The sequence below is a fragment of the Phenylobacterium sp. genome, assembly GCF_046590535.1.
GTDB lineage: Bacteria > Pseudomonadota > Alphaproteobacteria > Caulobacterales > Caulobacteraceae > Phenylobacterium.
Genome location: NZ_JBKJTG010000105.1, coordinates 1 through 20,565, shown reverse-complemented (window position 1 = coordinate 20,565; position 20,565 = coordinate 1). Strand labels below are relative to the sequence as shown.

Here is a 20,565-nt window from a genome sequence, read left to right as displayed (position 1 = left end):
ATTTCGGAGCGCGCTGATCGGCGCGGCTCTGGCGCGCGTGTTGCGAGAAGCGGTTGGTTGGCGCAGGGCCTGTGCCAGATTGACCACTGGGGACGGCAATGTCGGTGACAATCAGCTTCGGCGCGGAGACGACGCCTGGCGCCTATGTGCCACTGGTTAGCGAGGGCGGATTCACCGTCTCGACGCTCACGAAGGCTGCTGATTTCCGGGACTTCCTGGTCTCGCCGACGCCCCTGGGAGACGGCCAGTACCTGATGGCGTTCTACAGCGCCACTCCGGTCACGGTCACCCAGAACAACGCCGCCACGTTCGGCTTCTTCGGTCTCGACGTGGATGGCTTCAACAACAATGGCCTGAGCATTCCCTCCGGCGCGCTGGTCACCTTGCAGTTCATCGGACTCAAGGCCGGCCAAGAGCAATCCTTCACCTACACCACCAACTCTGCGCTCGACTTCCAGAGCGTGGCTTCTGCCATTCCCGATTTCTTCCGTTCGGGACTCACCGAGCTGCGTTTCCAGGCGGTCAACCTCACCGGCCAGCCCAGCGGAACCGGATGGGTGACGTTCGACAACCTGATCCTCGAGCCCAACAGAGCGCCGGTGGCATATACGTTCAGCGGCGAGACCACCGAGGAGTTGATGTTCGTGGGGCGACTCACGGCCACAGACCAGGATGTCGGGCAGCAGATTTCGCTGAAGTACTCCGCCTATCTTGAGAGCGGCATCGCCCTCCCGGCGGGCGTGAGCATTGACGAAGACGGCGTGTTCCGCGTCCAGCCGCAGTCGTGGCATCAGACCCTGCGCGCAGGCCAGCCCGACTTTGTGACCTTCCAGTACCGGGCCTTCGACGGTTCGGCCTATTCTGCGCCGCAGACGGCCACGGTGACGATCCTTGGGGTCAACGATGCGCCGGTGGCCGTGGACGATGTGCTTGGCGCCTCTGTGGGGGGATATTCGGTCAGCGAGGATGGCGGCCCGATCACCCTGAACGTGCTGGCCAACGACACAGACCGCGACGTCGGGGACACCAAGACGGTGACGGGGTTCGCGCCCTTAGCTGGCTCTGGCCCGTTGAAGGGAACGGTCTCCCTGGTCGGCGGGGTGCTCACCTACGCGCCGGGGACCGCGTTCCAGGGCCTGGCGCTGGGCGCCGTTGCTACCGAAACCTTCGCCTACACCATCACCGATGGCGCGAACGCCACCAGCACGGCTTGGGTGACCGTAACCATCAACGGTGAGAACGACGCACCGATCCTGGGCGCCCTGAGCGCGACTGTCGAGGAGAAGAAGTCCGTCGTCATAGACGTCATGGCGGCCGTTTCCGACCCTGACATCGGCGACCGCGTCTTCTTGGACAGCGTCGGACCGAACAATAGCTGGACCGCCCTGACGGCCCTGGGGGCCAGGGTTTCGATCGTGAGCGGCAAGGTGGTCTACAACGCCGATGGCGTGGACGCCTTCGAGGCGTTGTCCGAGGGGCAGAGCCTCGTCGACAGCTTTACCTACACTGTCGCCGACAGTTCGGGCGCCGTCGTCACCGCCTCGATCAACGTCACCGTGACCGGTGCGCCCACCCCACCTCCTATTGTCGCCGGCGGCGGAGGCCCCACCTGTGGCGCGTCTTCCGACGACTGGATCATCGGCGGCAACCAGCATGACACGCTCTGCGGCATGGGCGGCGCTGATACGCTATCCGGCGACAACGGTAAGGACTCCCTTAGCGGTGGGTCCGGCCGCGACTCCCTGACTGGGGGCAACGGCGACGACACCCTTTCCGGCGACGAAGGTTCCGACACCCTCGTCGGCGGCAACGGCAAGGACCTGATGTTCGGTGGATTCGACAGCGACTTGATATCCGGCGGCCAGAGCAGCGACACCCTCTATGGCAATGAGGGCAACGACACTCTCGCGGGCGGGAGTTCCAACGACCAGTTGTTTGGCGACGAGGGCGACGATCGGCTGAACGGCGAGGGAGAAGACGATCTCTTGGTCGGCGGCGATGGAAATGACACGCTTATCGGAGGGGACGGCAAGGACGACCTGTTCGGCGGCTATGGCGACGATGTCCTCGACGGCGGCGGCGCGCACACGCTCGAGGGCGACGACGACAACAGCCGTGCGTACGGCAAGGACGGCGCCGACACCCTCGACGGCCAGGAGGGCAATGACACCCTCACAGGGCGGGATGGCGCCGATCAGCTTTACGGCGGCGATGGCGCAGACCGGCTGGATGGCGGCATCGACGACGACTTGCTCGACGGCCAGAGCGGCAACGACGTGCTGCTTGGCGGCGACGGCAAGGACACCCTGTCAGGCGGCTTCGACTTCGACCTGCTGAACGGAGACGCGGGCGACGATGTCCTCAAAGGCGACGACGGCAACGACACGCTCAACGGCGGGACCGGCAAGGACGAGCTATTCGGCGGCGCGGGCATGGACCGTCTGGCCGGCGGCGACGGCGACGACCAACTGACCGGGGGCGCTGGCAACGACGTGCTGGTGGGGGGGCTCGGCATGGACACCTTCATCTTCACCTCAGGGTTCGGGAAGGACGTCATCAGCGACTTCAACCCACTGTTCGACGAGATCAAATTCTCCAAGACGCTGTTCACCAGCTATTCCAAGGTTATGGCCGCGGCCCAGCAGGTGGGCGCCGACGTGGTGATCACCTTCGACGCCAACAATAGCCTCACCCTGGCCAACGTCTTGAAGACGGCGTTGAAGTCCGACGACTTCCTCTTCGGCGGCTAAGCAGACTTTTGCCTGCAACAAAGGCCGGCTAGATTAAGGGGACCATCTTGGAGCCCGCCATGAACCGTCTCGCCTTCGCCATCGCCGCCACGGCGCTTATCGCCACCCCCGCCTTCGCCGCGCTCAAGCCCGGCGACAAGGCGCCCGACTTCATCGCCCAGGGCTTCCAGGCCGGAAAGTCCCTTACCTTCTCCCTCGCTGACGCCCGCAAGAAGGGCCCGGTGGTGCTGTATTTCTTCCCGGCCGCCGAGACCAAGGGCTGTAATCTCGAAGCCAAGCTGTTCGCTGACGCCACGGCCGAGTTCAAGGCCAACGGCGCCACGGTGATCGGGGTCACCTCAGGCAACCTCGACAAGCTGCAGGCCTTCTCCGCCGACACCGAGAAGTGCTCCGGCAAGTTCCCGGTGGCCGCCGACCCCGGCGCAAAGATCGCCAAGAGCTTCGATTCCGTCATGGCGATGAAGCCCGACTGGTCGGACCGCACCTCCTATGTGATCTCGCCCGCGGGCCAGGTGGTGCATGTCTATTCGAAGATGGATCCCAGCCAGCACGTGGCCGAAACCCTCGGCGCCGTGAAGACCTGGAAGGCCACCCACAAGAAGTAAGTCCTTGCCCGGCGGGCGGTTTTCGCCTATCTGCCCGCCTCTTCACGGAATGCGGTCTTCACGCGGAACGCGAAAGGGTCGGGAGCCTCCCGGCCGCCGCGCGCAGAGCCATCGTTTCCGGCGGACCTTCCGCCACCGGACGCGCCGCTTCCACGCAGGAAGAAGGAATCTATGGCGCTATACGAACACGTCGTCATCTCGCGGCAGGATATCTCGCCGCAACAGGCTGAAGCCCTCAACGACCAACTCAAGTCCCTCATCGAGCAAGGCGGTGGCACCGTCGGCAAGATTGAGTACTGGGGTCTTCGCAACCTGACCTACCGGATCAAGAAGAACCGCAAGGGCCACTATTCCCTGCTCGCCATCGACGCGCCGTCCGACGTGGTGAAGGAGATGGAGCGCCTGCTGTCGATCAACGAAGACGTGCTGCGCTATCTGACAGTCCGCGTCGAAGAGCTGGACCTTGAGCTCTCCCCGATCCTCGCCCGCCGCGATCGCGACCGCGAACGCCGCGATGATTTCCCCGCCAAGGAAGGGGCATTCTAAGATGACCGACGAAACCATCCAGGCCGAGGCGCCCGCCGCCGGCGCCGCTGCAGGCGGCCAACGCCGTCCGTTCTTCCGCCGCCGCAAGGTCTGTCCGTTCTCCGGCGCCAACGCTCCGAAGATCGACTACAAGGACGTCAAGCTCCTGCAACGCTACGTTTCCGAGCGCGGCAAGATCGTGCCTTCGCGCATCACCGCGGTCTCCGCCAAGAAGCAACGGGAGCTGGCCAAGGCCATCAAGCGCGCCCGTTTCCTGGCGCTGCTCCCCTACGTCGTGAAATAAGGGGACCGGACCAATGAAAGTTATCCTGCTCGAACGCGTCGAAGGCTGGGGTGGCCTGGGCGACGTCGTAAACGTCAAGGACGGCTACGCCCGCAACTTCCTCCTCCCACGCTCCAAGGCGCTCCGCGCCACCTCGGCGAACATGAAGGTCTTCGAAGGCCAGCGCGCCGACATCGAAAGCCGCAACGCCAAGACCAAGGCGGTCGCTGAGACATCCGGCGAAGGCCTGGACGGCAAGTCCTACATCCTGATCCGTCAGGCGGGCGAAAGCGGCCAGCTCTACGGCTCGGTCGCCGGTCGCGATGTGGCCGACGTGGTCAACGCCGGCGGCGGCAAGGTTGAGCGCGCCATGGTCGTGCTCGACAAGCCGATCAAGACGCTGGGTATGCACGATGTGAAGGTCCGCCTGCACGCGGAAGTGACCGTAACCGTGACGCTCAACATCGCCCGTAGCCAGGACGAAGCCGAGCGCCAGGCCCGCGGCGAGAACGTGATCAACTCGCAGTTCGAGGAAGATCGCATGGCTGACGAACAGGCCGTCGCCGACCTGCTCGAGGGCGGCGCCGGCAAGGCTGAGGCTGAGTTCACCGAGGCCTAAGGTCTGGGACTGAACGCCGCACTCTGAAGACTGCAGACGGCGTGGGAGTTCTCCCACGCCGTTTTGCTGTGCGCCTGTGGCCGAAATGTCATTTTACGCTGTACTCAGACCACCTACCTTAGCCCGCTAATAGCTGCGCTTGCAGATTCGCAGGGTGCGGCATTCGGGGGAATGCATGAATTATCGTCAGATCTTGTTCGCGGCCGCCTCAGTCGCGACTCTTTGGGCCGGCCAGGTGGCCGCGCAAACCGTAGACGCCGACATCGAAGAACTGGTGGTCACCGGAACCCGCGCCGAAGGCCGGTCGCGCCTGGAATCTCTGGCGCCGGTCGACATCATCAGCGAACAGGCCCTGGCCCGCCAGGGGACCACCGAGCTGGCTGGCGCGCTGGCCACTGTGGCCCCGTCCATCAGCTTCCCCCGGCCCTCGATCACCGACGGCACGGACTCGGTTCGTCCCGCCACCCTGCGCGGCCTCGCCCCCGACCAGACCCTGGTGCTGCTGAACGGCATGCGCCGTCACTCCTCAGCGCTGGTGAACGTCAACGGCTCGATCGGCCGCGGTTCGGCCGCCGTCGACCTGAATGCCATCCCGACCATCGCCATCGACCGCATCGAAGTGCTGCGGGACGGCGCTTCGGCCCAGTATGGCTCCGACGCCATCGCCGGGGTCATCAACATGCGGCTGCGCGAGGCCCGCGAGGGTGGCTCGATCACCGCGACCCACGGCTACTACGACACCGAAGTGAAGACCGCCCGCAACCCGGGCGGCCGCCGCAAGAAGGACGGGCCGACCTGGACCGTCGCGGGCTGGCAGGGCCTGCCGCTGGGCGCGGAGGGCTTCCTGACGGTGTCGGGTGAATACCGCTTCCGCAATCCGACGAGCCGCGGGGACCTCGACCCGCGCGTAACGCCGACCAAGGTCACCTCGCGCTACGGCGATCCGCAGACGCAGGACATCACCTTCTACGCCAACGCCGGGCTGCCGCTGAACGACGTCTGGAGCCTCTATGGCTTCGCCGGCTACCAGGCCCGTGAGACCGACAGCGCCGCCAACCCGCGCCTGGCCACCAACGCCAATAACGTGCCGTCGATCTTCCCCGGCGGTTTCCTGCCGCGGATCACCACGGACATCGACGACTTCACCGCCGCCGGCGGCGTCAAGGGCGACGTCAACGGCTTCAGCGTCGATGCCGGGATCGTCTACGGCTACAACAAGGTCAACTACGGGGTGATCGATAGCGTCAACGCCTCCCTGGGCGCCGCCTCCCCCACCAGCTTCGACGCTGGCAACATGAAGTACGAGCAGTGGGTCGCCGGTATCGACGTGACCAAGCCGCTCGAGTTGGGCATGGCCAAGCCCGCCACTCTGGCCTTCGGCGCCGAGTACCGCCACGAGAGCTACGCCATTGGCCGCGGCGACGTGGCGTCCTATGTCCTGGGTCCCGTGGCCGGGAAGGCTGCCGGCTCGCAGGGCTTCCCAGGCTTCCGTCCGTCGAACGAAGTCGACGTGTCGCGGCACTCTTATGCCGCCTACATCGACCTGGACGCCCCGATCACCGACCAGTTCGGCATCGATGTGGCCGGCCGCTTCGAGGACTATTCGGATTTCGGCTCCACCGCCAACGGCAAGATCTCGGCGCGCTATGAGTTCACCGACGCCTTCGCCCTGCGCGGCACGGTGGCCACGGGCTTCCGGGCCCCGGCCCTGCAGCAGCAGTACTTCACCGCCACATCGACCAACTTCATCCTGATCGGCGGGGTCAATACTCCGGTGGAAGTCGGCACCTTCCCGTCGGTGAGCTCCATCGCCGCCTCCCTGGGCGGCAAGCCCCTGGAGTCGGAAGAGTCGGTCAACTACTCGGTGGGCGCCGTCTTCCAGAGCGGCCCCTTCGAAGTGACCATCGACGCCTATCGCATCGACATCGACAACCGCATTGTGCTCTCAGAGAACATCCAGGGCTCGCCCGCCGGCTCTGCCACGGCCCAGGCCATCTTCCGCCTGATCAACCCGCCGGGCAGCGCAGGTCTGGGCGCCGCGCGGTTCTTCATCAACGGCGTCGACACCGAAACGACCGGCGTCGATATCGTCGGCCGCTATCGCCTGAACACCGACGCCTGGGGCCGCTTCGACTTCACCGCGGCGGCGAACTTCAACTCCACGGACGTCACCCGCCTGCCGGCCACGGCCCAGCTCTCGGCCCTGCCGGTGCCGCCGATCCTGTTCGATCGCGGCAACCGGCTGACCTTTGAGGAAGGCACGCCGGACCAGAAGCATGTGTTCGGGGTCGACTGGAGCATGGGCGCGTTCGGCGCTTCGGCGAAGGCCACCTACTACGGTGACGTGCTGATCCCGAACAACGCCCCTGCCCTGGACTACCGCGCCGGGACGCATACGCTGGTGGACTTCGAAGGCCGCTATGAGCTGCCGATGGGTCTGGGCGTGGCGCTGGGGGTCAACAACCTGTTCGACGAGTACCCCAACCCGACGCCGACGGTGGTCAACACCAACGGCCCGATCGGCTTCCCCAGCTTCTCGCCGTTCGGCTTCAACGGCCGCTACCTCTACGCCAGGCTGACCTACAACTGGTAAGCCGCGAACCCAACTGGGCGTGTCTGCTCCAGGCGCGGGACTTCGGTCCCGCGCCTTTTGCATGCCGGCGACCTAGGCCCGGCTTCGTCCACAGACAGCCGGCAAAGGTGTGGATGGCGGCGATGTCGCAGTGCTTCGGCGACCGGCGTTAAGCTATCTGTAAGCCATGTCTCTGGTTCCCGCCCTCGACCTGCGCGCCGTCTCCAACGACGTGGTCATTTCGCACGTGCCGGCCAACGTGGAGGCCGAACAGGCGCTGTTGGGCGCCCTGCTCTACGACAACGCGGCCTTTGAGCGGATTGGCGACTACCTGCAGGCGCGACACTTCTTCGAGCCCTTCCACCAGCGGCTGTTCCAGGCGGTGGAGACCCATATCCGCAAGGGCCAGCTGGCCGAGCCGATTCTGCTGGCCGAGCAGTTCAACCGCGATCCGGCCTTCGAGGAACTCGGAGGCGTGCGCTATCTCGCCGACCTCGTCGACCGGGCCCCGCCGGCGGCCAACGCCCCGGACTATGCGCGGGCCGTCTACGACTTGGCCCTACGACGCGACCTGATCCGCATCGGCGGCGACATCGCCACCTCCGCCCAGCAGGGCGACGCCGAGCTTTCCGCCCGCGACCAGATCGAACAGGCCGAACAGCAACTCTTCCAGCTCGCCGAAACCGGCGGCGTCTCCCAGGGGTTCATGACCTTCGCCGACGCCCTGCACGGCGCGGTGACCATGGCTGCGGAGGCGCACAGCCGCGATGGGGGCTTGGCTGGGCTCTCCACCGGCCTCATCGACATGGACCAGAAGATCGGCGGCATGCACCCGTCCGACCTGATCATCCTGGCCGGCCGCCCTTCCATGGGAAAGTCCTCTCTGGCCTGTAATATCGCCTTCGACGTTGCCCGCAACTACGCCTGGGAGCCGCAGCCTGACGGATCGAAGAAGACCGTCCGGGGCGGCGTGGTGGCCTTCTTCTCGTTGGAAATGGCCGCCGAGCAGTTGGCCATGCGCCTGCTGGCGGAGGTTTCCGGCGTGTCCAGCGACCGCCTGCGCAAGGGTGAGATCGACGCCTCCGAGTTCGGCCGGGTCCGCGACGCCGCGCTGGAGATCCAGGAAGCCCCGCTCTACATCGACGCCACCGGTGGCATCTCCATCGCCAAGCTCGCCGCCCGGGCCCGCCGCCTGAAGCGCATGGTCGGCCTCGACCTGGTGGTCGTCGACTACCTGCAGCTGGTGACCGGTGGCTCCAGCAGCCAGGACAACCGCGTCCAGGAGGTGAGCATGATCACCCAGGGCATGAAGGCGCTGGCCAAGGAGCTCTCCGTGCCGGTCCTGGCCCTGTCGCAGCTATCGCGCCAGGTGGAGAACCGCGAGGACAAGCGTCCCCAGCTCTCCGATCTGCGGGAATCCGGCTCCATCGAACAGGACGCCGACATGGTCATGTTCGTCTATCGCGAGAGCTACTACCTCAGCCGCGCCGAGCCCCGCGTAGGCAGCGAGGAACACTTCCGCTGGCAGGAGCAGATGGACCAGGTGAAGGGCCTCGCCGACATCATCATCGGCAAGCAGCGTCACGGCCCAATCGGCACCATCCGCCTGTCGTTCAACGAAGAGATCACCAAGTTTGGCAACCTGGCCCGCGACTCCAGCCGCTACGACTCGCACTGAACCGATGGCACAGCCCGCCCAGGCGCGCCTGACGATCGATCTCGACGCGCTGGCCCACAATCTCGCCGTGGTGCGCCGCGACGCCGGCGGGGCCGAGGTCGCACCGGTGGTGAAGGCGGACGGCTACGGACTAGGCGCGGGGGCGGTGGCCCGCCGCCTTTGGGCGGAAGGCGCGCGCAGCTTCTTCGTGGCCCAACTCGGTGAGGCGGAAGCCCTGCGGGAGGAGCTTGGCCCGGCGCGGCCCGCGACCGTCTATGTGCTGGACGGGCTCACCGGCGGGGCGGGCCCTCGGCTTCTGGCCGCCGGCCTGACGCCGGTCCTTTGTACGCCTGCGCAGATCACCGCGGCCCGGGCCTGGCCGGACAGGCCACCGGTAGCCCTGCAGGTCGACACCGGCATGAACCGCCAGGGGGTTACGCCGCAAGACGCCCGGGACCTTGCTGCGGACTTGGGCGGGCTGCAGATCGGCTTGGTCATGAGCCACCTGGGTTCCGCCGCCGAACCCGAGGACGACCGCAACGCCGGCCAGCTTGAGCGTTTTCGCGCGGTCCGGGCCCTGTTCCCCGGGAGCCGCGCCAGCCTGGCGGCCGCGGCGGGCGTAGTGCTTGGGTCCGAGTACGGTTTCGACATGGTCCGCCCCGGTATCACCCTCTACGGCGGCGGGCCGCAGGAGACGCCCGACCCGCGCCTTAGAGCCGTCGCGACCCTGACGGCGCCGATCCTGGACATCCGCCTCCTGGCGGCCGGCGATCGGGTCGGGTATGGCGTGGGGTTCACGGCGCAGCGGGTCATGCGGGTAGCGATCGTCGCGGCGGGCTACGCCGACGGGGTGATCCGCGCCGCGCGCGGCGGGGGCTATGCTTGGTTCGCCGGCGGCCGCCGGGACCTGGTGGTCGTGACCATGGACCTGCTGGCCATCGACCTGGACGATGCGGTCGCCCACGTAGGCGACGCCGTCGAGCTGCTCGGCGCCAACGCCCTGCTGGACGATCTGGCGAAAGCCGCGGCCACGGTCTCCCACGAGGTGCTGGTACGCCTCAGCCGGCGGGCGCAACGGGTCTACCTGGGCGAGGCCTAGGCGCGGGCCGGGGCCTGCAGGATTGCGGTGGACAGCGGCCCACCCAGCTCGCGGACCCGCGACGTCGCCGCGCTGACGATCATCGCCAGGATCACCGCCGCCACCAGCAGCAGGGCGAAGTAGGGCAAGGCTCGCTCCTGGGCGGTCTTCATCAGCCGCGGCAGGCCCAGAAACAGCAGGTAGAGGCTGTAAAGCGCTCCCAGAACGGCGGCCAGCCAGCCCAGCTCGGGGTAGAGCTTGAACAGCCCCGCCACCCACAGGCCTGCGCCGGAGTAGGCCGCCAGCTTGAACGCCTGGACGCGGTTTCGCTGTCCCCCGAAGCTGGGCGCCAGGGCGTCGATCACCAGGGCCAGCAGGAAGACCCCGATCAGGGTCAGGACATAGCTGGTGGCCGCGCCGGCCAGGCTGGCCAGCGGCCCTTGCCGGATGCCGATGCCCGCCACCCGCGGCCCGCCGAACGCCAGGGCGCCGAGCAGGCTGCAAACCGCCGGGATGGCCGCGAGCGGGGCCACATAGTTCCTGTAGAGGTCCGCCACACCGGTGGGCTCAGCGTCGATGGCGCGCCACGCCTGTCCCGGCCGGAAGAGGATCAGCATGACCCTGCCGATCAGGCCCGTGCCCGCCGACCCCGGCTCCACCACACTCATGCATCGCTCTCCCGCAGCCCGGCGCGAGCCTATCCGAAGCGTTGGGCACGGCAAGCCGCCGAACAGACGGGCGTGACCTCGGTCGGCTACACTGGGCGTGACGCGAATCAGGAGCATCAATGGCCCGCGACGGCGCCGTCTACGCCTGCCAGTCCTGCGGGGCCGTGCAGACCAAGTGGGCCGGGCAATGTCCGGCGTGCGGCGCGTGGAACAGCCTGGTCGAGGAGTTGCATAGCCGGCCGCCCGGCGCCCTGGCCCCCAGCCGCGCCTCCAAGGCCCGGGGCCTAGCCTTCGAGGGTCTGGAAGATGCCACCACCGCCCCGCCGCGCATCGCCACCGGCGTCGACGAGTTCGACCGGGTCTGTGGCGGCGGCGTGGTGCCAGGCTCGGCCATTCTGCTGGGCGGAGACCCGGGCGTGGGCAAGTCCACACTGCTGCTGCAGGTGGTGGCCAGCGCCGCGCGACGGGGCGCGTCCTGCGCCTACATCTCCGGCGAGGAGGCGGTGGAGCAGATCCGCTCGCGGGCCCAGCGGATGGGCCTGGCCGACGCGCCGGTGAAGCTCGCCGCGGAAACGGCGCTGCGCGACATCGTCGATGGCCTGAAACGCGAGCATTTTGACCTGGTGGTGATCGATTCCATTCAGACTATCTGGAGCGACGCCCACGAGGCGGGCCCCGGCTCGGTGACTCAGGTGCGGGCCGCCGCCGGTGAACTGGTGCGCCTGGCCAAGAAACGCGGCATCGCCATCGTCCTGGTGGGCCACGTCACCAAGGACGGCTCCATCGCCGGTCCCCGCGTGGTCGAGCACATGGTCGACGCGGTCTTCGCGTTCGAGGGTGAGCGCGGCTATCCTTTCCGCATCCTGCGCGGCGCCAAGAACCGCTTCGGCGCCACCGACGAGATCGGGGTGTTCGAGATGGGCGACCTGGGCCTGCTGGAGGTGAAGAACCCTTCGGCTCTGTTCCTCAACACCTCGGGCGAACGGGCGGCGGGGGCCGCGGTGTTCGCCGGAATCGAGGGCTCGCGGCCGGTACTGGTGGAGTTCCAGGCCCTGGTGGCGCCGTCAGCCTATGGCACGCCCCGGCGCGCGGTGGTCGGCTGGGACACCGGGCGCCTGGCCATGGTGCTGGCGGTGCTGGAGGCGCGCTGCGGCCTCAGTCTGGGCGACCGCGACGTCTATCTGAACGTGGCCGGCGGCCTGCGGATTTCCGAACCGGCAGCGGACCTGGCCGCAGCGGCGGCTCTGGCTTCCTCCGCCCTTGACCAGGCCCTGCCGCAGGATTGCGTGGTGTTCGGCGAGATCAGCCTCTCCGGCGAGGTGCGCGCCGTCAGCCGAATGGAGTCCCGCCTCAAGGAAGCCGCCAAGCTGGGGTTTCGTCGCGCTCTGGGTCCGGCGGACCTGGAGAGCTCGATCGCCATGAAGGTCACCGGCGCCGGCCGGCTCGCCGACGCCATCCGCCGGATCGGCGACAGCGAATGGGACTAGGGATTTGACGCAGTTCGACTTCATCGTCCTGGCGCTGCTGGTGATCTCGGCCGCAGTCGGCTTCGCTCGCGGCGCCGTGCGCGAGATCGCCGCCATGGTCGCCCTGGTGGTGGCCGCGGGCCTGGCAGTCTTCGGCCTGCCGTTCACCGCGCCCCTAGCCCGCGATCTGATCCAGCCCGGCTGGCTGGGCACCGCCGCGGCGCTGGTGGTGGTGTTCGGCGCCACCTACATTTTCCTGCGCTTGGTGGGATCCGGGATTGCGCGGCAGATCCAGCGCACCGACGTGCTGGGCGCCCTGGACCGCTCGGTGGGCCTGGCGTTCGGCGTGGCCCGCGGCCTGGTGGTGCTGGGCGCGCTCAACCTGATGTTCAACGCCGCCACGCCCAAAGACCTGCAACCCCGCTGGATCACCGGGGCGATGACCTGGCCGCTGGCGCAGAACATGGGCCGGCTGCTGACCACGCTGACCCCGCAAGGCCTCGACATCGCCCAGCGCCTCAAACCCGCCTTCGACCGCGCCGTTCGCGACGGGTCAGGTGACAGAACCGCGACAGACCGCTACGACGCGCCGCAAGCCGGTGACGCAGACGATCTGGTGGAGAAATCCCGATGAGCCAGACCCGCGCGCGATGGTCCCCCCCGCACCGAGACCCGGACGATGACGCGCCGCGCCTGGAGTGCGGGGTTTTCGGGGTCTATGACTTCGAGGCTGCCGCGGCGGTCACGGCGCTGGGCCTGCACGCCCTGCAGCACCGCGGGCAGGAAGCCTGCGGCATCGCCTCCTTCGACGGGCAGCGGTTCCACACCGAGCGGCACATGGGCTACGTGGGCGACGCCTTCGCTGGCTCAGACCTCACCGAGCGGCTACCCGGCGGGCACGCCATCGGCCATACCCGCTACTCCACCGCCGGCGGCAGCTTCATCCGCAACGTACAGCCGATGTTCGCGGACCTGGAGACCGGCGGCGTGGCGTTGGCCCACAACGGCAACCTGACCAACTTTCTGACGCTGCGCGAACAGCTCGTGGCCGAGGGGGCGATCTTCCAGTCAACCTCGGACTCCGAGGTGATCCTGCATCTAGTGGCCCGCTCGCGGAAAGCCCGCATGGTCGATCGCTTCATCGACGCCTTGGCCCGCATCGAGGGCGGCTACGCCCTGGTGGCGCTGACCAACAAGAAGCTGATCGGGGTGCGCGACCCCCTGGGCATCCGGCCGCTGGTGCTGGGAGAACTGGACGGCAAGTCGGTTCTGGCGTCCGAGACCTGCGCGCTGGACATGATCGGCGCCCACTTCGTCCGCGATATCGAGCACGGCGAAATGGTCATCATCGACCACGATGGCGTCCAGAGCCTGAAGCCCTTCCCGGCCAGCCGGGCGAGGCCGTGCATCTTCGAGTACGTCTATTTCGCCAGGCCGGACTCCGTGGTGAACGGCCGCTCCGTCTATGACGTGCGCAAGCGGATGGGCCAGCGGCTGGCGCAGGAGAGCCTGCCCGACGTGGACGTGGTGGTGCCGGTCCCTGACAGCGGCGTTCCCGCTGCCTTGGGGTTTGCCCAGGAGGCCGGCCTGCCCTTCGAGATGGGCATCATCCGCAACCACTATGTGGGCCGCACATTCATTCAGCCCACGCAGGGCGCGCGCGAGACCGGCGTACGCATGAAGCTGTCGCCGAACCGTTCCGTGCTGGCCGGAAAGCGGGTGATGCTGATCGACGATTCCATCGTGCGCGGCACCAACTCGGTGCGCGTGGTGCGCATGGTCCGCGAGGCCGGCGCCGCCGAGGTTCACCTGCGATCGGCCTCGCCGCCGATCATGTGGCCGGACTTCTACGGGATCGACATGCCCGACCGCGCCAAGCTGCTGGCCGCCAACCACTCCGTGGAGGAGATCGCCAAGATCCTTGACGTGGACTCCATGGGCTACCTGTCGATCGACGGACTCTACTGGGCGATGGATTCCGCGCCGCGCGATCCGGCCAACCCCCAGTTCACCGACCACTATTTCACCGGCGACTATCCCACGCGGCTCCTGGACCGTGAGATCGCCGAAGGCCGCAACGACGCAGCGGACCGCCAGCTCTCGTTCCTGGTCGACGCGTGAGACCACCGACGTCCGGGGGACTGTTCGCCCGGCTGAAGGTCGACTGGTATCTCGTTCTGATCGTCGCCATGGTCGCCGTGGCGAGCCTGTTGCCGGCGCGAGGCCAGGCCGCGGACGTGTTCGGATGGGTAGCCCGGATAAGCATCGGCCTGGTGTTTTTCCTGCACGGCGCGAGGTTGCCGCGCGAAGCGGTGATCCGCGGGCTGATCCACTGGCGGCTGCATCTTACGGTGCTGGCGGCCACGTTTCTGCTGTTTCCCGTTCTGACCCTCGGCTTGGCCGCCCTGCCCGCCTGGATCACCCCGCCATCGCTGGCGGCCGGAATCGTCTTCCTGGGCTGCCTGCCCTCCACCATCCAGTCGTCCATCGGCTTCACAGCCATCGCGCGGGGCAATGTCGCCGCTGCCGTCGCCGCCGCCTCGGCGTCGAACCTGCTTGGGGTGGCGCTGACGCCCCTTCTGGTGGCCCTGACCCTGCACGCCCAGGGCGCGGTCTCAGTTGCCTCGATCCAGGCCATCGTCTTGCAGCTTCTGGTCCCGTTCCTGGCCGGCCAGTTTCTGCGGCGCTGGATCGGCGGCTGGGTGGCCGCCAACGCCCGGGCGCTCTCCTGGCTCGACCGGGGCTCGATCCTGCTGGTGGTCTACACCGCCTTCTCCGGCGCGGTGGTCGAAGGCGTGTGGAGCCGGCTGGGGGCCTTCGACATCGCCCGGCTGGTGGCGCTGTGCTGCGTCCTGCTGGCCGTGGTGCTCACCGCCACCTGGCTGACCGCCCGGACCCTGGGCTTCGAAAAGGCCGACGAGATCGCCATTGTGTTCTGCGGCTCGAAAAAGTCTCTGGCCAGCGGCGTGCCAATGGCCGCCGTCCTGTTCCCAGCCGGCGCGGCGGGTCTGGCGCTGCTACCGCTGATGGTGTTCCACCAGATCCAGTTGATGGCCTGCGCGGTGATCGCCCAGGCCTACGCAAACCGGACTGACACGGAGGGCGAGGTTCGCTAGTGTGCTCGATCTGAAGTTCGTCCCACGCCTGGATCGAGCTCCGTTCGAACTTCAGATCCAAGAAGCACACTAGAAATCATACACTTTGCTCGTGTGGCTGATGATCCAGAAATTCGTGCAGAGTTCGCCACAGGCTTAGACAAATTTCTGAATCGCCACACTAGAGATCGGCCATGTCCGACCTGCCCCTCTCCAACCGCATCGCCCTCGTCACCGGCGCCAGTCGCGGAATCGGCCGCGCCAGCGCGCTCGCCCTGGCGCAAGCCGGCGCGCACGTGGTCTGCGTGGCCCGCACCCAGGGCGGTCTGGTGGCGCTGGACGACCAGATCCGCGCGGCAACGGGCGCGTCGGCCACCCTTGTGCCCCTGGACATCACCGAGCCCGACGCCCTGGACAAGCTGGGCCTGGCTCTGCACGAGCGCTTCGGCCGCCTCGACATCCTGGTTCATGCCGCCGCGGCCCTGGGACCGATGACCCCCGTGGCGCACATCGATCCGAAGGCCTGGGACCGGGTGCTGAGCGTCAACCTGACGGGCACCTACCGTGTGATCCGCGCCATGGAGCCGCTGCTTCGCGCCTCGGACGCCGCCAGGGCCATTTTCCTGACCTCAGGCCGCGTGGCCCGGCCAAAGGCCTTCTGGGGCCCCTACGGCGCGTCCAAGGCCGGCATGGAGCACATCGTCCGCACCTGGGCCGACGAACTGGAGCAGACACCCATACGGGCGGTGCTGCTGGACCCGGGGATCATGCGCACCAAGATGCGCGCCGAGGCCATCCCCGGAGAGGATCCCACCACCCTGCCCGACCCCGCAGAGATCGGGCCGCTGATCGTCGATCTGGCGCAGGCGGACCTGGGCCTGCCAATGGCTAACGTCGTGTTTTCCGAGTGGGCGACGGCCGGGACGCTCGCTTCGGCTTGACGCCTGGACGGGCGAGCTTCTGGGCGCGGCCCTTGGGCGCGCCGGTCTTGGGCTTGGACGCGCTATAGCCCCGCGCCTTGCCGGTGGCCCCGCTCTTGGCCTTGGCCGCCGCGGCGATGCGCTTCTTGGCCACCAGTCCGGTGGTCTTGCCGGAGGGCGCGGCCTTGCCCGGCGTAGGGCCGCTCTTTTCCTCACCATCGGCATAGGGGTTCTTGTTGGACTTCACGGTCACACGGATCGGCACACCCGGCAGGTCGAAGCTCTCGCGGATCGAGTTGATCAGGTACCGACGGTACTGCTCGGGCAGCTGGTCGGCGCGGCTGGCGAACAGCACGAAGGTCGGCGGCCGCGCCTTGGTCTGGGCCATGTATTTGGGCTTCACCCGGCGGCCGCTGACAGCCGGCGGCGGGTGGCGGGCGATGGCCATGGCCAGCCAGTCGTTGAGGTCGCGGGTCTTCACCTTGGTTGACCAGTCGGCGTGGGTCTTGAACACCGCCGGCATCAGCCGCTCCAGGCCCCGACCGGTCTCTGCCGAGAGCGCGATGATCGGCGCACCGCGGACCTGCGGCAACTGCCGCTGGGCCTCCTCGATGAACTCGGCGAGCTTGGCCTGGGGGTCCTCCACCAAGTCCCACTTGGCCAGCACGAACACCAGGCAACGGCCCTCCCGCTCCACCAGGTCGGCGATCTGCAGGTCCTGCACCTCGAAGGGGTGGGTGGCGTCCATCACCAGGATCACAACCTCGGCGAAGGTGATCGCCCGGATGCTGTCGTGGGTGGAGAGTTTCTCAAGCTTTTCCTGGATCTTGGCCTTGCGTCTTAATCCCGCGGTGTCGACCAGGCGGACGGCGCGGCCGTCCCAGATCCAGTCCACGGGAATGGCGTCTCGGGTGATGCCCGCCTCGGGCCCGGTGAGCAGCCGTTCCTCGCCGATCAGCCGGTTCACCAGGGTGGACTTGCCGGCGTTGGGTCGCCCGACGATAGCGATGCGTACATGCTGGTCGCCCGGGTCGTCGTCTGCGGAGTTGGCCTCCGGGGCGATCGCCGACAACGCCGCATAGAGGTCGGCCATCCCCTCGCCATGCTCGGCGGAGATCGGGATCGGCTCGCCCAGACCCAAGCCAAAGGCCTCCAGGACGCCCGCGTCGGCCGCCTTGCCCTCCGCCTTGTTGGCCGCCAGCACCACCGGCTTGCCGCGTTTGCGCAGGATTTCGGCGAACACCTCGTCCATCGGGGTGACGCCTTCGCGGGCGTCCACCAGAAAGAGGGAAACGTCGGCCTCGTCGATGGCCAGTTCGGTCTGCACGCGCATGCGCGCTTCGAGGCTCTCGTCGGTCACGTCCTCGAAGCCGGCGGTGTCGATCAACTCCAGATCGATGTCGCCGATCCGCCCCGTGCCGAAGCGGCGGTCACGGGTGACGCCTGGCTGGTCGTCGACGATGGCGAGCTTGCGGCCCGCCAGCCGGTTGAACAGCGTGGACTTGCCCACATTGGGACGCCCGACGATCGCGAGTTTTAGCGTCATGGCGTCAGTCTAGCAGGCTAGCGAAGCGCGATCAGGTTTGCGGTGTCAGTGACCACATAGATCGTGCCGCCCACGGCGATCGGCGCGATCATCGCCGGCTCTCCGAGGTTCACCCGCTTCTCGATGGCGCCGGTCTTGGCGTTGAGGGCCACAAGATCGCCGGTGGACCCCACGGCGATCAGGCGGTTGTTGGCCAGTAGCGGGCCCGACCAGACCGGGCGGGTCGCGTTGCCGCCCATCAGGCCGAAGAAGCGCCGCTTGCTGTCCACCGCGACGCCCTCGTTGAGGTCGCGGATCCAGTAGATCTGGCCGCTCTCGCGGGACGCACAGATCACCTGCCCGCCCTTGGAGACCACATAGACCACGTCGCCCGCGGGCCAGGGGGCGGTGATGCCTACCACCGGCAGGCTCCAGCGGGCCTGACCGGTGCGCATGTCGGTGGCCGCGAAGACCCCGGAGTGGCTGACCGCGAAGACGTCGCCCTGATAGATCACCGGGCGGCCGGCGATATCGCGAATTTCGGACAGCGCGCTGGTGCGGCTGGCCCGCGACAGGGCCTCGGTCCACAGATCGTTGCCGTTGGTGGTGCGCAGCGCCACCAACTCGCCTGAGCCGAAGGCCGCGATCACCGTGTCGCCCGACACCGCCGGGCTCGAGGCCATCAGGATGCGGGCCGGCTCCGACAGCGCCTGGTAGGTCCAGCCGGCAGTTCCGGTGGCGGCGTCAAAGGTCATCAAGGTGTTGTCCAGCGCGATAGCCATCACGCGGCCGCCGGCCACCGTAGGGGCGCCGTGGATCGGCTCCGGCGTACGGGTGCGCCAGCCCAGTGCGCCCGTTGCGGCGTCCAGCTGAGCCACTAGCCGGTAGCCGGACGCGGCGTAGAGCTTGCCGTCCGCATAGGCCAGGCCGCCGCCGAAAGCTTCGCGGTCGCGCCGGTTGTCGCCAGGGTTCAGGTTGGTGCGCCAGACCTCGGCGCCGGTCTGGGCGTCGCGCGCCGAAACGTTGGCCTCGCCGTCCATAACGAAGATGCGTCCGCCGGCAGCCACCGGCGGAGCCGTTACGTGCCGGCCGCCCTTGGAGCCCGCGCCGATGCCGCGCTTCCAGGCGACAGCGAGGTTCGGGGCGGCGTCCACATGGCCCATCGCCTGTTCCGGCGTCCCGCCGGGCAGCGGCCAGTCGACCACCGCGGCGGGCGCCGGCAGGGCGAAGTCCACACCCTTCAGCGCTTCGGCCGGCTCCAGCACCTGGTCGGCGGCCACGATGGAGATGCGCGTGCCCTCGCCCGCGGTCTCCTGCGGCCCGTCGTCGGCGCGGTTGAACGGGTTGAGGCGATTGACGGTCGCGCAGCCACTCGCCCCAAGGGCGGCGATCAGGCAGACGGTCAGGACGGTGTTGCGGCTCTTCGGCGTCATTGAGATGCGGGGGCTTCTTGCTGGGGCGGGGCTGGAAGGCCCGGAATGGTCGCGCCGGGTTGCACGATGAGCGGCGGTGGCAGGGTCGCGGCCGACCGCACGGTGGCGGCCACGGCTTTTGCCGAGCCAGAATCGATCAGGTCGATGGCGGCCTTCGCGCGGGCGCGGGCGCCCTCGGGGGCGTCCAGGGTTCCTGAGATCACCACGAAGTCGCCGCGGGCGCCTGCGGTGTTCCCAGCCATGATCTTGGTGAAGGCCAGCGCCTCACGGGCCTGGACCCGATAGGGGTGGCCGTCTTCCATCAGGGGGGTCAACCGTGCCTCCACGTCCTTGTAGGGGGCGGTGTCGAGGATGGCGAAGGCGGATTTGAGGCGCGCAGCGTCGCCCATCACCGCATTTGGCGCAGCCTTGGCGGCTTGGTCGAACAGGGTCACGGCCTCGGTGGGCTTGTTGGCGGTCAGCTGCAGGCCGCCCAGCTGCATCAGGGCCAGCGACTTGTAGCCCCTAGCGGAGGACTTGGAGACCTCGCCCCAGAGCTGCTTGGCCTGCGCCGCATCGCCCTTGTTGAAGGCGTCGAGGGCGGCGGCGTACTGCTCCGACGCCTTGTCCACCGTCTGCTGGCGGTACTTGTCCCAGCCCCAATAGGCGAGCGCCGCGATCAGGGCGGCGGCGAGGACGGCCAGCACCCACGGCAGGGCTTTGCGCGCAAGGGTCCGGTAGCGGTCGGAGCGAAGCTGCTCCTCGACCTCTTCAAACAGATCGGCCAACGGGGACTCCGGGAGGTGTCAGGAAGGGGCGGTCAAACAGAGGCCGGGAACCTATAGCGCCCCGCCCCGCCCCGCAACGTCGCTGCGGGCTAGCCGGCTTTGGCGAAATAGATCTCGGCCGGGCCCGGAAACTGCCGCTGGCGCACGTCGTCCGCATAGCCGGCGATGGCCTTGGAGATCTCGCCGCGCAGGTCGGCGTAGCGGCGCACGAACTTGGGCGTCCAGTCGAACAGGCCCAACATGTCGTCGGTGACCAGAATCTGGCCGTCGCAGCCGGCCGAGGCGCCGATGCCGATGGTGGGCACGGGGATGGTCTCGGTGATCTCGCGGGCCAGCCCCTCGGCCACGCCCTCCACGACAACTGCGAAAGCGCCCGCTGCGGCCGTGGCCTTGGCCTCCTCCAGGATGCGGGCGCGTTCCTCGCCGGCCCGGCCCTTAGCCTTGAACCCGCCGTCCACCAGCACGGCCTGGGGGCGCAGGCCCACATGGCCCATGACCGGGATGCCGCGCTTGACGAGGTAGTCGATGGTGTCGACGACCGCCGAGCCGCTCTCGACCTTCACGGCCGAGGCCCCGGTCTCCTTCATGATCCGCACGGCGTT

At 68.0% G+C, this 20,565-nt stretch carries 18 protein-coding genes; 13 read left to right on the top strand and 5 right to left on the bottom strand.

Going from position 1 to position 20,565, the window contains the following annotated elements:
- The first annotated feature begins 254 nt into the window (after positions 1 to 254).
- The 8 genes from ACLL81_RS06470 (at position 255) to alr (ending at position 10,110) form a co-directional block, all read left to right on the top strand.
- Positions 255 to 2,750, top strand: coding sequence for an Ig-like domain-containing protein (locus tag ACLL81_RS06470; protein WP_411287529.1), 2,496 nt, complete (start codon positions 255 to 257; stop codon positions 2,748 to 2,750).
- Between the two features lie 59 nt (positions 2,751 to 2,809).
- Complete coding sequence (locus tag ACLL81_RS06465; RefSeq protein WP_411287528.1) at positions 2,810 to 3,355, top strand: peroxiredoxin; 546 nt, start codon at positions 2,810 to 2,812, stop codon at positions 3,353 to 3,355.
- Positions 3,356 to 3,526: 171 nt separating this feature from the next.
- The gene (gene rpsF, locus ACLL81_RS06460; RefSeq protein ID WP_411287527.1) at positions 3,527 to 3,901 is read left to right on the top strand and encodes a 30S ribosomal protein S6; all 375 of its coding nucleotides are present in this window, start codon (positions 3,527 to 3,529) and stop codon (positions 3,899 to 3,901) included.
- A gap of 1 nt (position 3,902) precedes the next feature.
- A complete protein-coding gene (gene rpsR, locus ACLL81_RS06455) occupies positions 3,903 to 4,184 on the top strand; it encodes a 30S ribosomal protein S18 (RefSeq protein ID WP_411287526.1) in 282 nt (93 codons plus the stop codon).
- 13 nt (positions 4,185 to 4,197) lie between these two features.
- Positions 4,198 to 4,782 carry a 50S ribosomal protein L9 gene (gene rplI, locus ACLL81_RS06450; RefSeq protein ID WP_411287525.1) on the top strand — a complete coding sequence of 195 codons (585 nt, stop codon included), beginning with the start codon at positions 4,198 to 4,200 and terminating at the stop codon, positions 4,780 to 4,782.
- A 175-nt stretch (positions 4,783 to 4,957) separates the two neighbouring features.
- Positions 4,958 to 7,375: a TonB-dependent receptor plug domain-containing protein gene (locus ACLL81_RS06445; RefSeq protein WP_411287524.1), complete on the top strand. Its 2,418-nt coding sequence runs from the start codon at positions 4,958 to 4,960 to the stop codon at positions 7,373 to 7,375.
- A 166-nt stretch (positions 7,376 to 7,541) separates the two neighbouring features.
- Positions 7,542 to 9,032, top strand: coding sequence for a replicative DNA helicase (locus ACLL81_RS06440; protein WP_411287523.1), 1,491 nt, complete (start codon positions 7,542 to 7,544; stop codon positions 9,030 to 9,032).
- A 4-nt stretch (positions 9,033 to 9,036) separates the two neighbouring features.
- The gene (gene alr, locus ACLL81_RS06435; protein ID WP_411287522.1) at positions 9,037 to 10,110 is read left to right on the top strand and encodes an alanine racemase; all 1,074 of its coding nucleotides are present in this window, start codon (positions 9,037 to 9,039) and stop codon (positions 10,108 to 10,110) included.
- On the opposite strand, the gene ACLL81_RS06430 is transcribed toward alr, so the two are convergent.
- Positions 10,107 to 10,757, bottom strand: coding sequence for a Yip1 family protein (locus tag ACLL81_RS06430; RefSeq protein ID WP_411287521.1), 651 nt, complete (start codon positions 10,755 to 10,757; stop codon positions 10,107 to 10,109). The genes alr and ACLL81_RS06430 overlap by 4 nt on opposite strands.
- Before the next feature lie 119 nt (positions 10,758 to 10,876).
- Between ACLL81_RS06430 and radA the strand changes: the two genes are divergently transcribed.
- From radA to ACLL81_RS06405, 5 genes are all read left to right on the top strand, one after another.
- Positions 10,877 to 12,244 (top strand): DNA repair protein RadA, encoded by a 1,368-nt coding sequence (gene radA / locus ACLL81_RS06425; RefSeq protein ID WP_411287520.1) that lies wholly within the window; start codon positions 10,877 to 10,879, stop codon positions 12,242 to 12,244.
- A gap of 4 nt (positions 12,245 to 12,248) precedes the next feature.
- Positions 12,249 to 12,857 carry a CvpA family protein gene (locus tag ACLL81_RS06420; RefSeq protein ID WP_411287519.1) on the top strand — a complete coding sequence of 203 codons (609 nt, stop codon included), beginning with the start codon at positions 12,249 to 12,251 and terminating at the stop codon, positions 12,855 to 12,857.
- Positions 12,854 to 14,344 (top strand): amidophosphoribosyltransferase, encoded by a 1,491-nt coding sequence (gene purF, locus ACLL81_RS06415; protein WP_411287518.1) that lies wholly within the window; start codon positions 12,854 to 12,856, stop codon positions 14,342 to 14,344. The genes ACLL81_RS06420 and purF overlap by 4 nt, the downstream gene beginning before the upstream one ends.
- Positions 14,341 to 15,339 carry a bile acid:sodium symporter family protein gene (locus ACLL81_RS06410; protein WP_411287517.1) on the top strand — a complete coding sequence of 333 codons (999 nt, stop codon included), beginning with the start codon at positions 14,341 to 14,343 and terminating at the stop codon, positions 15,337 to 15,339. The genes purF and ACLL81_RS06410 overlap by 4 nt, the downstream gene beginning before the upstream one ends.
- A gap of 173 nt (positions 15,340 to 15,512) precedes the next feature.
- Positions 15,513 to 16,259 (top strand): SDR family NAD(P)-dependent oxidoreductase, encoded by a 747-nt coding sequence (locus ACLL81_RS06405; protein ID WP_411287516.1) that lies wholly within the window; start codon positions 15,513 to 15,515, stop codon positions 16,257 to 16,259.
- On the opposite strand, the gene der is transcribed toward ACLL81_RS06405, so the two are convergent.
- From der to ACLL81_RS06385, 4 genes are all read right to left on the bottom strand, one after another.
- On the bottom strand, positions 16,207 to 17,784 hold the full coding sequence (der, locus tag ACLL81_RS06400; RefSeq protein WP_411287515.1) for a ribosome biogenesis GTPase Der: 1,578 nt from the start codon (positions 17,782 to 17,784) through the stop codon (positions 16,207 to 16,209). The two genes, ACLL81_RS06405 and der, sit on opposite strands and share 53 nt — an antisense overlap.
- A 17-nt stretch (positions 17,785 to 17,801) precedes the next feature.
- A complete protein-coding gene (locus ACLL81_RS06395; RefSeq protein WP_411287514.1) occupies positions 17,802 to 19,196 on the bottom strand; it encodes a PQQ-binding-like beta-propeller repeat protein in 1,395 nt (464 codons plus the stop codon).
- Entirely contained in the window at positions 19,193 to 19,963 is a 771-nt protein-coding gene (locus ACLL81_RS06390) for a tetratricopeptide repeat protein (RefSeq protein ID WP_411287513.1), read from the bottom strand. Before ACLL81_RS06390 ends, ACLL81_RS06395 begins: the two co-directional genes overlap by 4 nt.
- 89 nt (positions 19,964 to 20,052) lie before the next feature.
- Positions 20,053 to 20,565 (bottom strand): 3-methyl-2-oxobutanoate hydroxymethyltransferase (locus tag ACLL81_RS06385; protein WP_411287512.1); only part of this gene is annotated, 513 nt, incomplete at its 5' end.

Coding starts and splice junctions, on each gene's coding strand:
- ACLL81_RS06430 (WP_411287521.1), bottom strand. CDS start 10,757: ATGAGTGTGGTGGAGCCGGGGTCGGCGGGCACGGGCCTGATCGGCAGG.
- purF (WP_411287518.1), top strand. CDS start 12,854: ATGAGCCAGACCCGCGCGCGATGGTCCCCCCCGCACCGAGACCCGGAC.
- rpsF (WP_411287527.1), top strand. CDS start 3,527: ATGGCGCTATACGAACACGTCGTCATCTCGCGGCAGGATATCTCGCCG.
- rplI (WP_411287525.1), top strand. CDS start 4,198: ATGAAAGTTATCCTGCTCGAACGCGTCGAAGGCTGGGGTGGCCTGGGC.
- rpsR (WP_411287526.1), top strand. CDS start 3,903: ATGACCGACGAAACCATCCAGGCCGAGGCGCCCGCCGCCGGCGCCGCT.
- ACLL81_RS06465 (WP_411287528.1), top strand. CDS start 2,810: ATGAACCGTCTCGCCTTCGCCATCGCCGCCACGGCGCTTATCGCCACC.
- alr (WP_411287522.1), top strand. CDS start 9,037: ATGGCACAGCCCGCCCAGGCGCGCCTGACGATCGATCTCGACGCGCTG.
- ACLL81_RS06405 (WP_411287516.1), top strand. CDS start 15,513: ATGTCCGACCTGCCCCTCTCCAACCGCATCGCCCTCGTCACCGGCGCC.
- radA (WP_411287520.1), top strand. CDS start 10,877: ATGGCCCGCGACGGCGCCGTCTACGCCTGCCAGTCCTGCGGGGCCGTG.
- ACLL81_RS06470 (WP_411287529.1), top strand. CDS start 255: ATGGCGTTCTACAGCGCCACTCCGGTCACGGTCACCCAGAACAACGCC.
- ACLL81_RS06440 (WP_411287523.1), top strand. CDS start 7,542: ATGTCTCTGGTTCCCGCCCTCGACCTGCGCGCCGTCTCCAACGACGTG.
- ACLL81_RS06445 (WP_411287524.1), top strand. CDS start 4,958: ATGAATTATCGTCAGATCTTGTTCGCGGCCGCCTCAGTCGCGACTCTT.
- der (WP_411287515.1), bottom strand. CDS start 17,784: ATGACGCTAAAACTCGCGATCGTCGGGCGTCCCAATGTGGGCAAGTCC.
- ACLL81_RS06395 (WP_411287514.1), bottom strand. CDS start 19,196: ATGACGCCGAAGAGCCGCAACACCGTCCTGACCGTCTGCCTGATCGCC.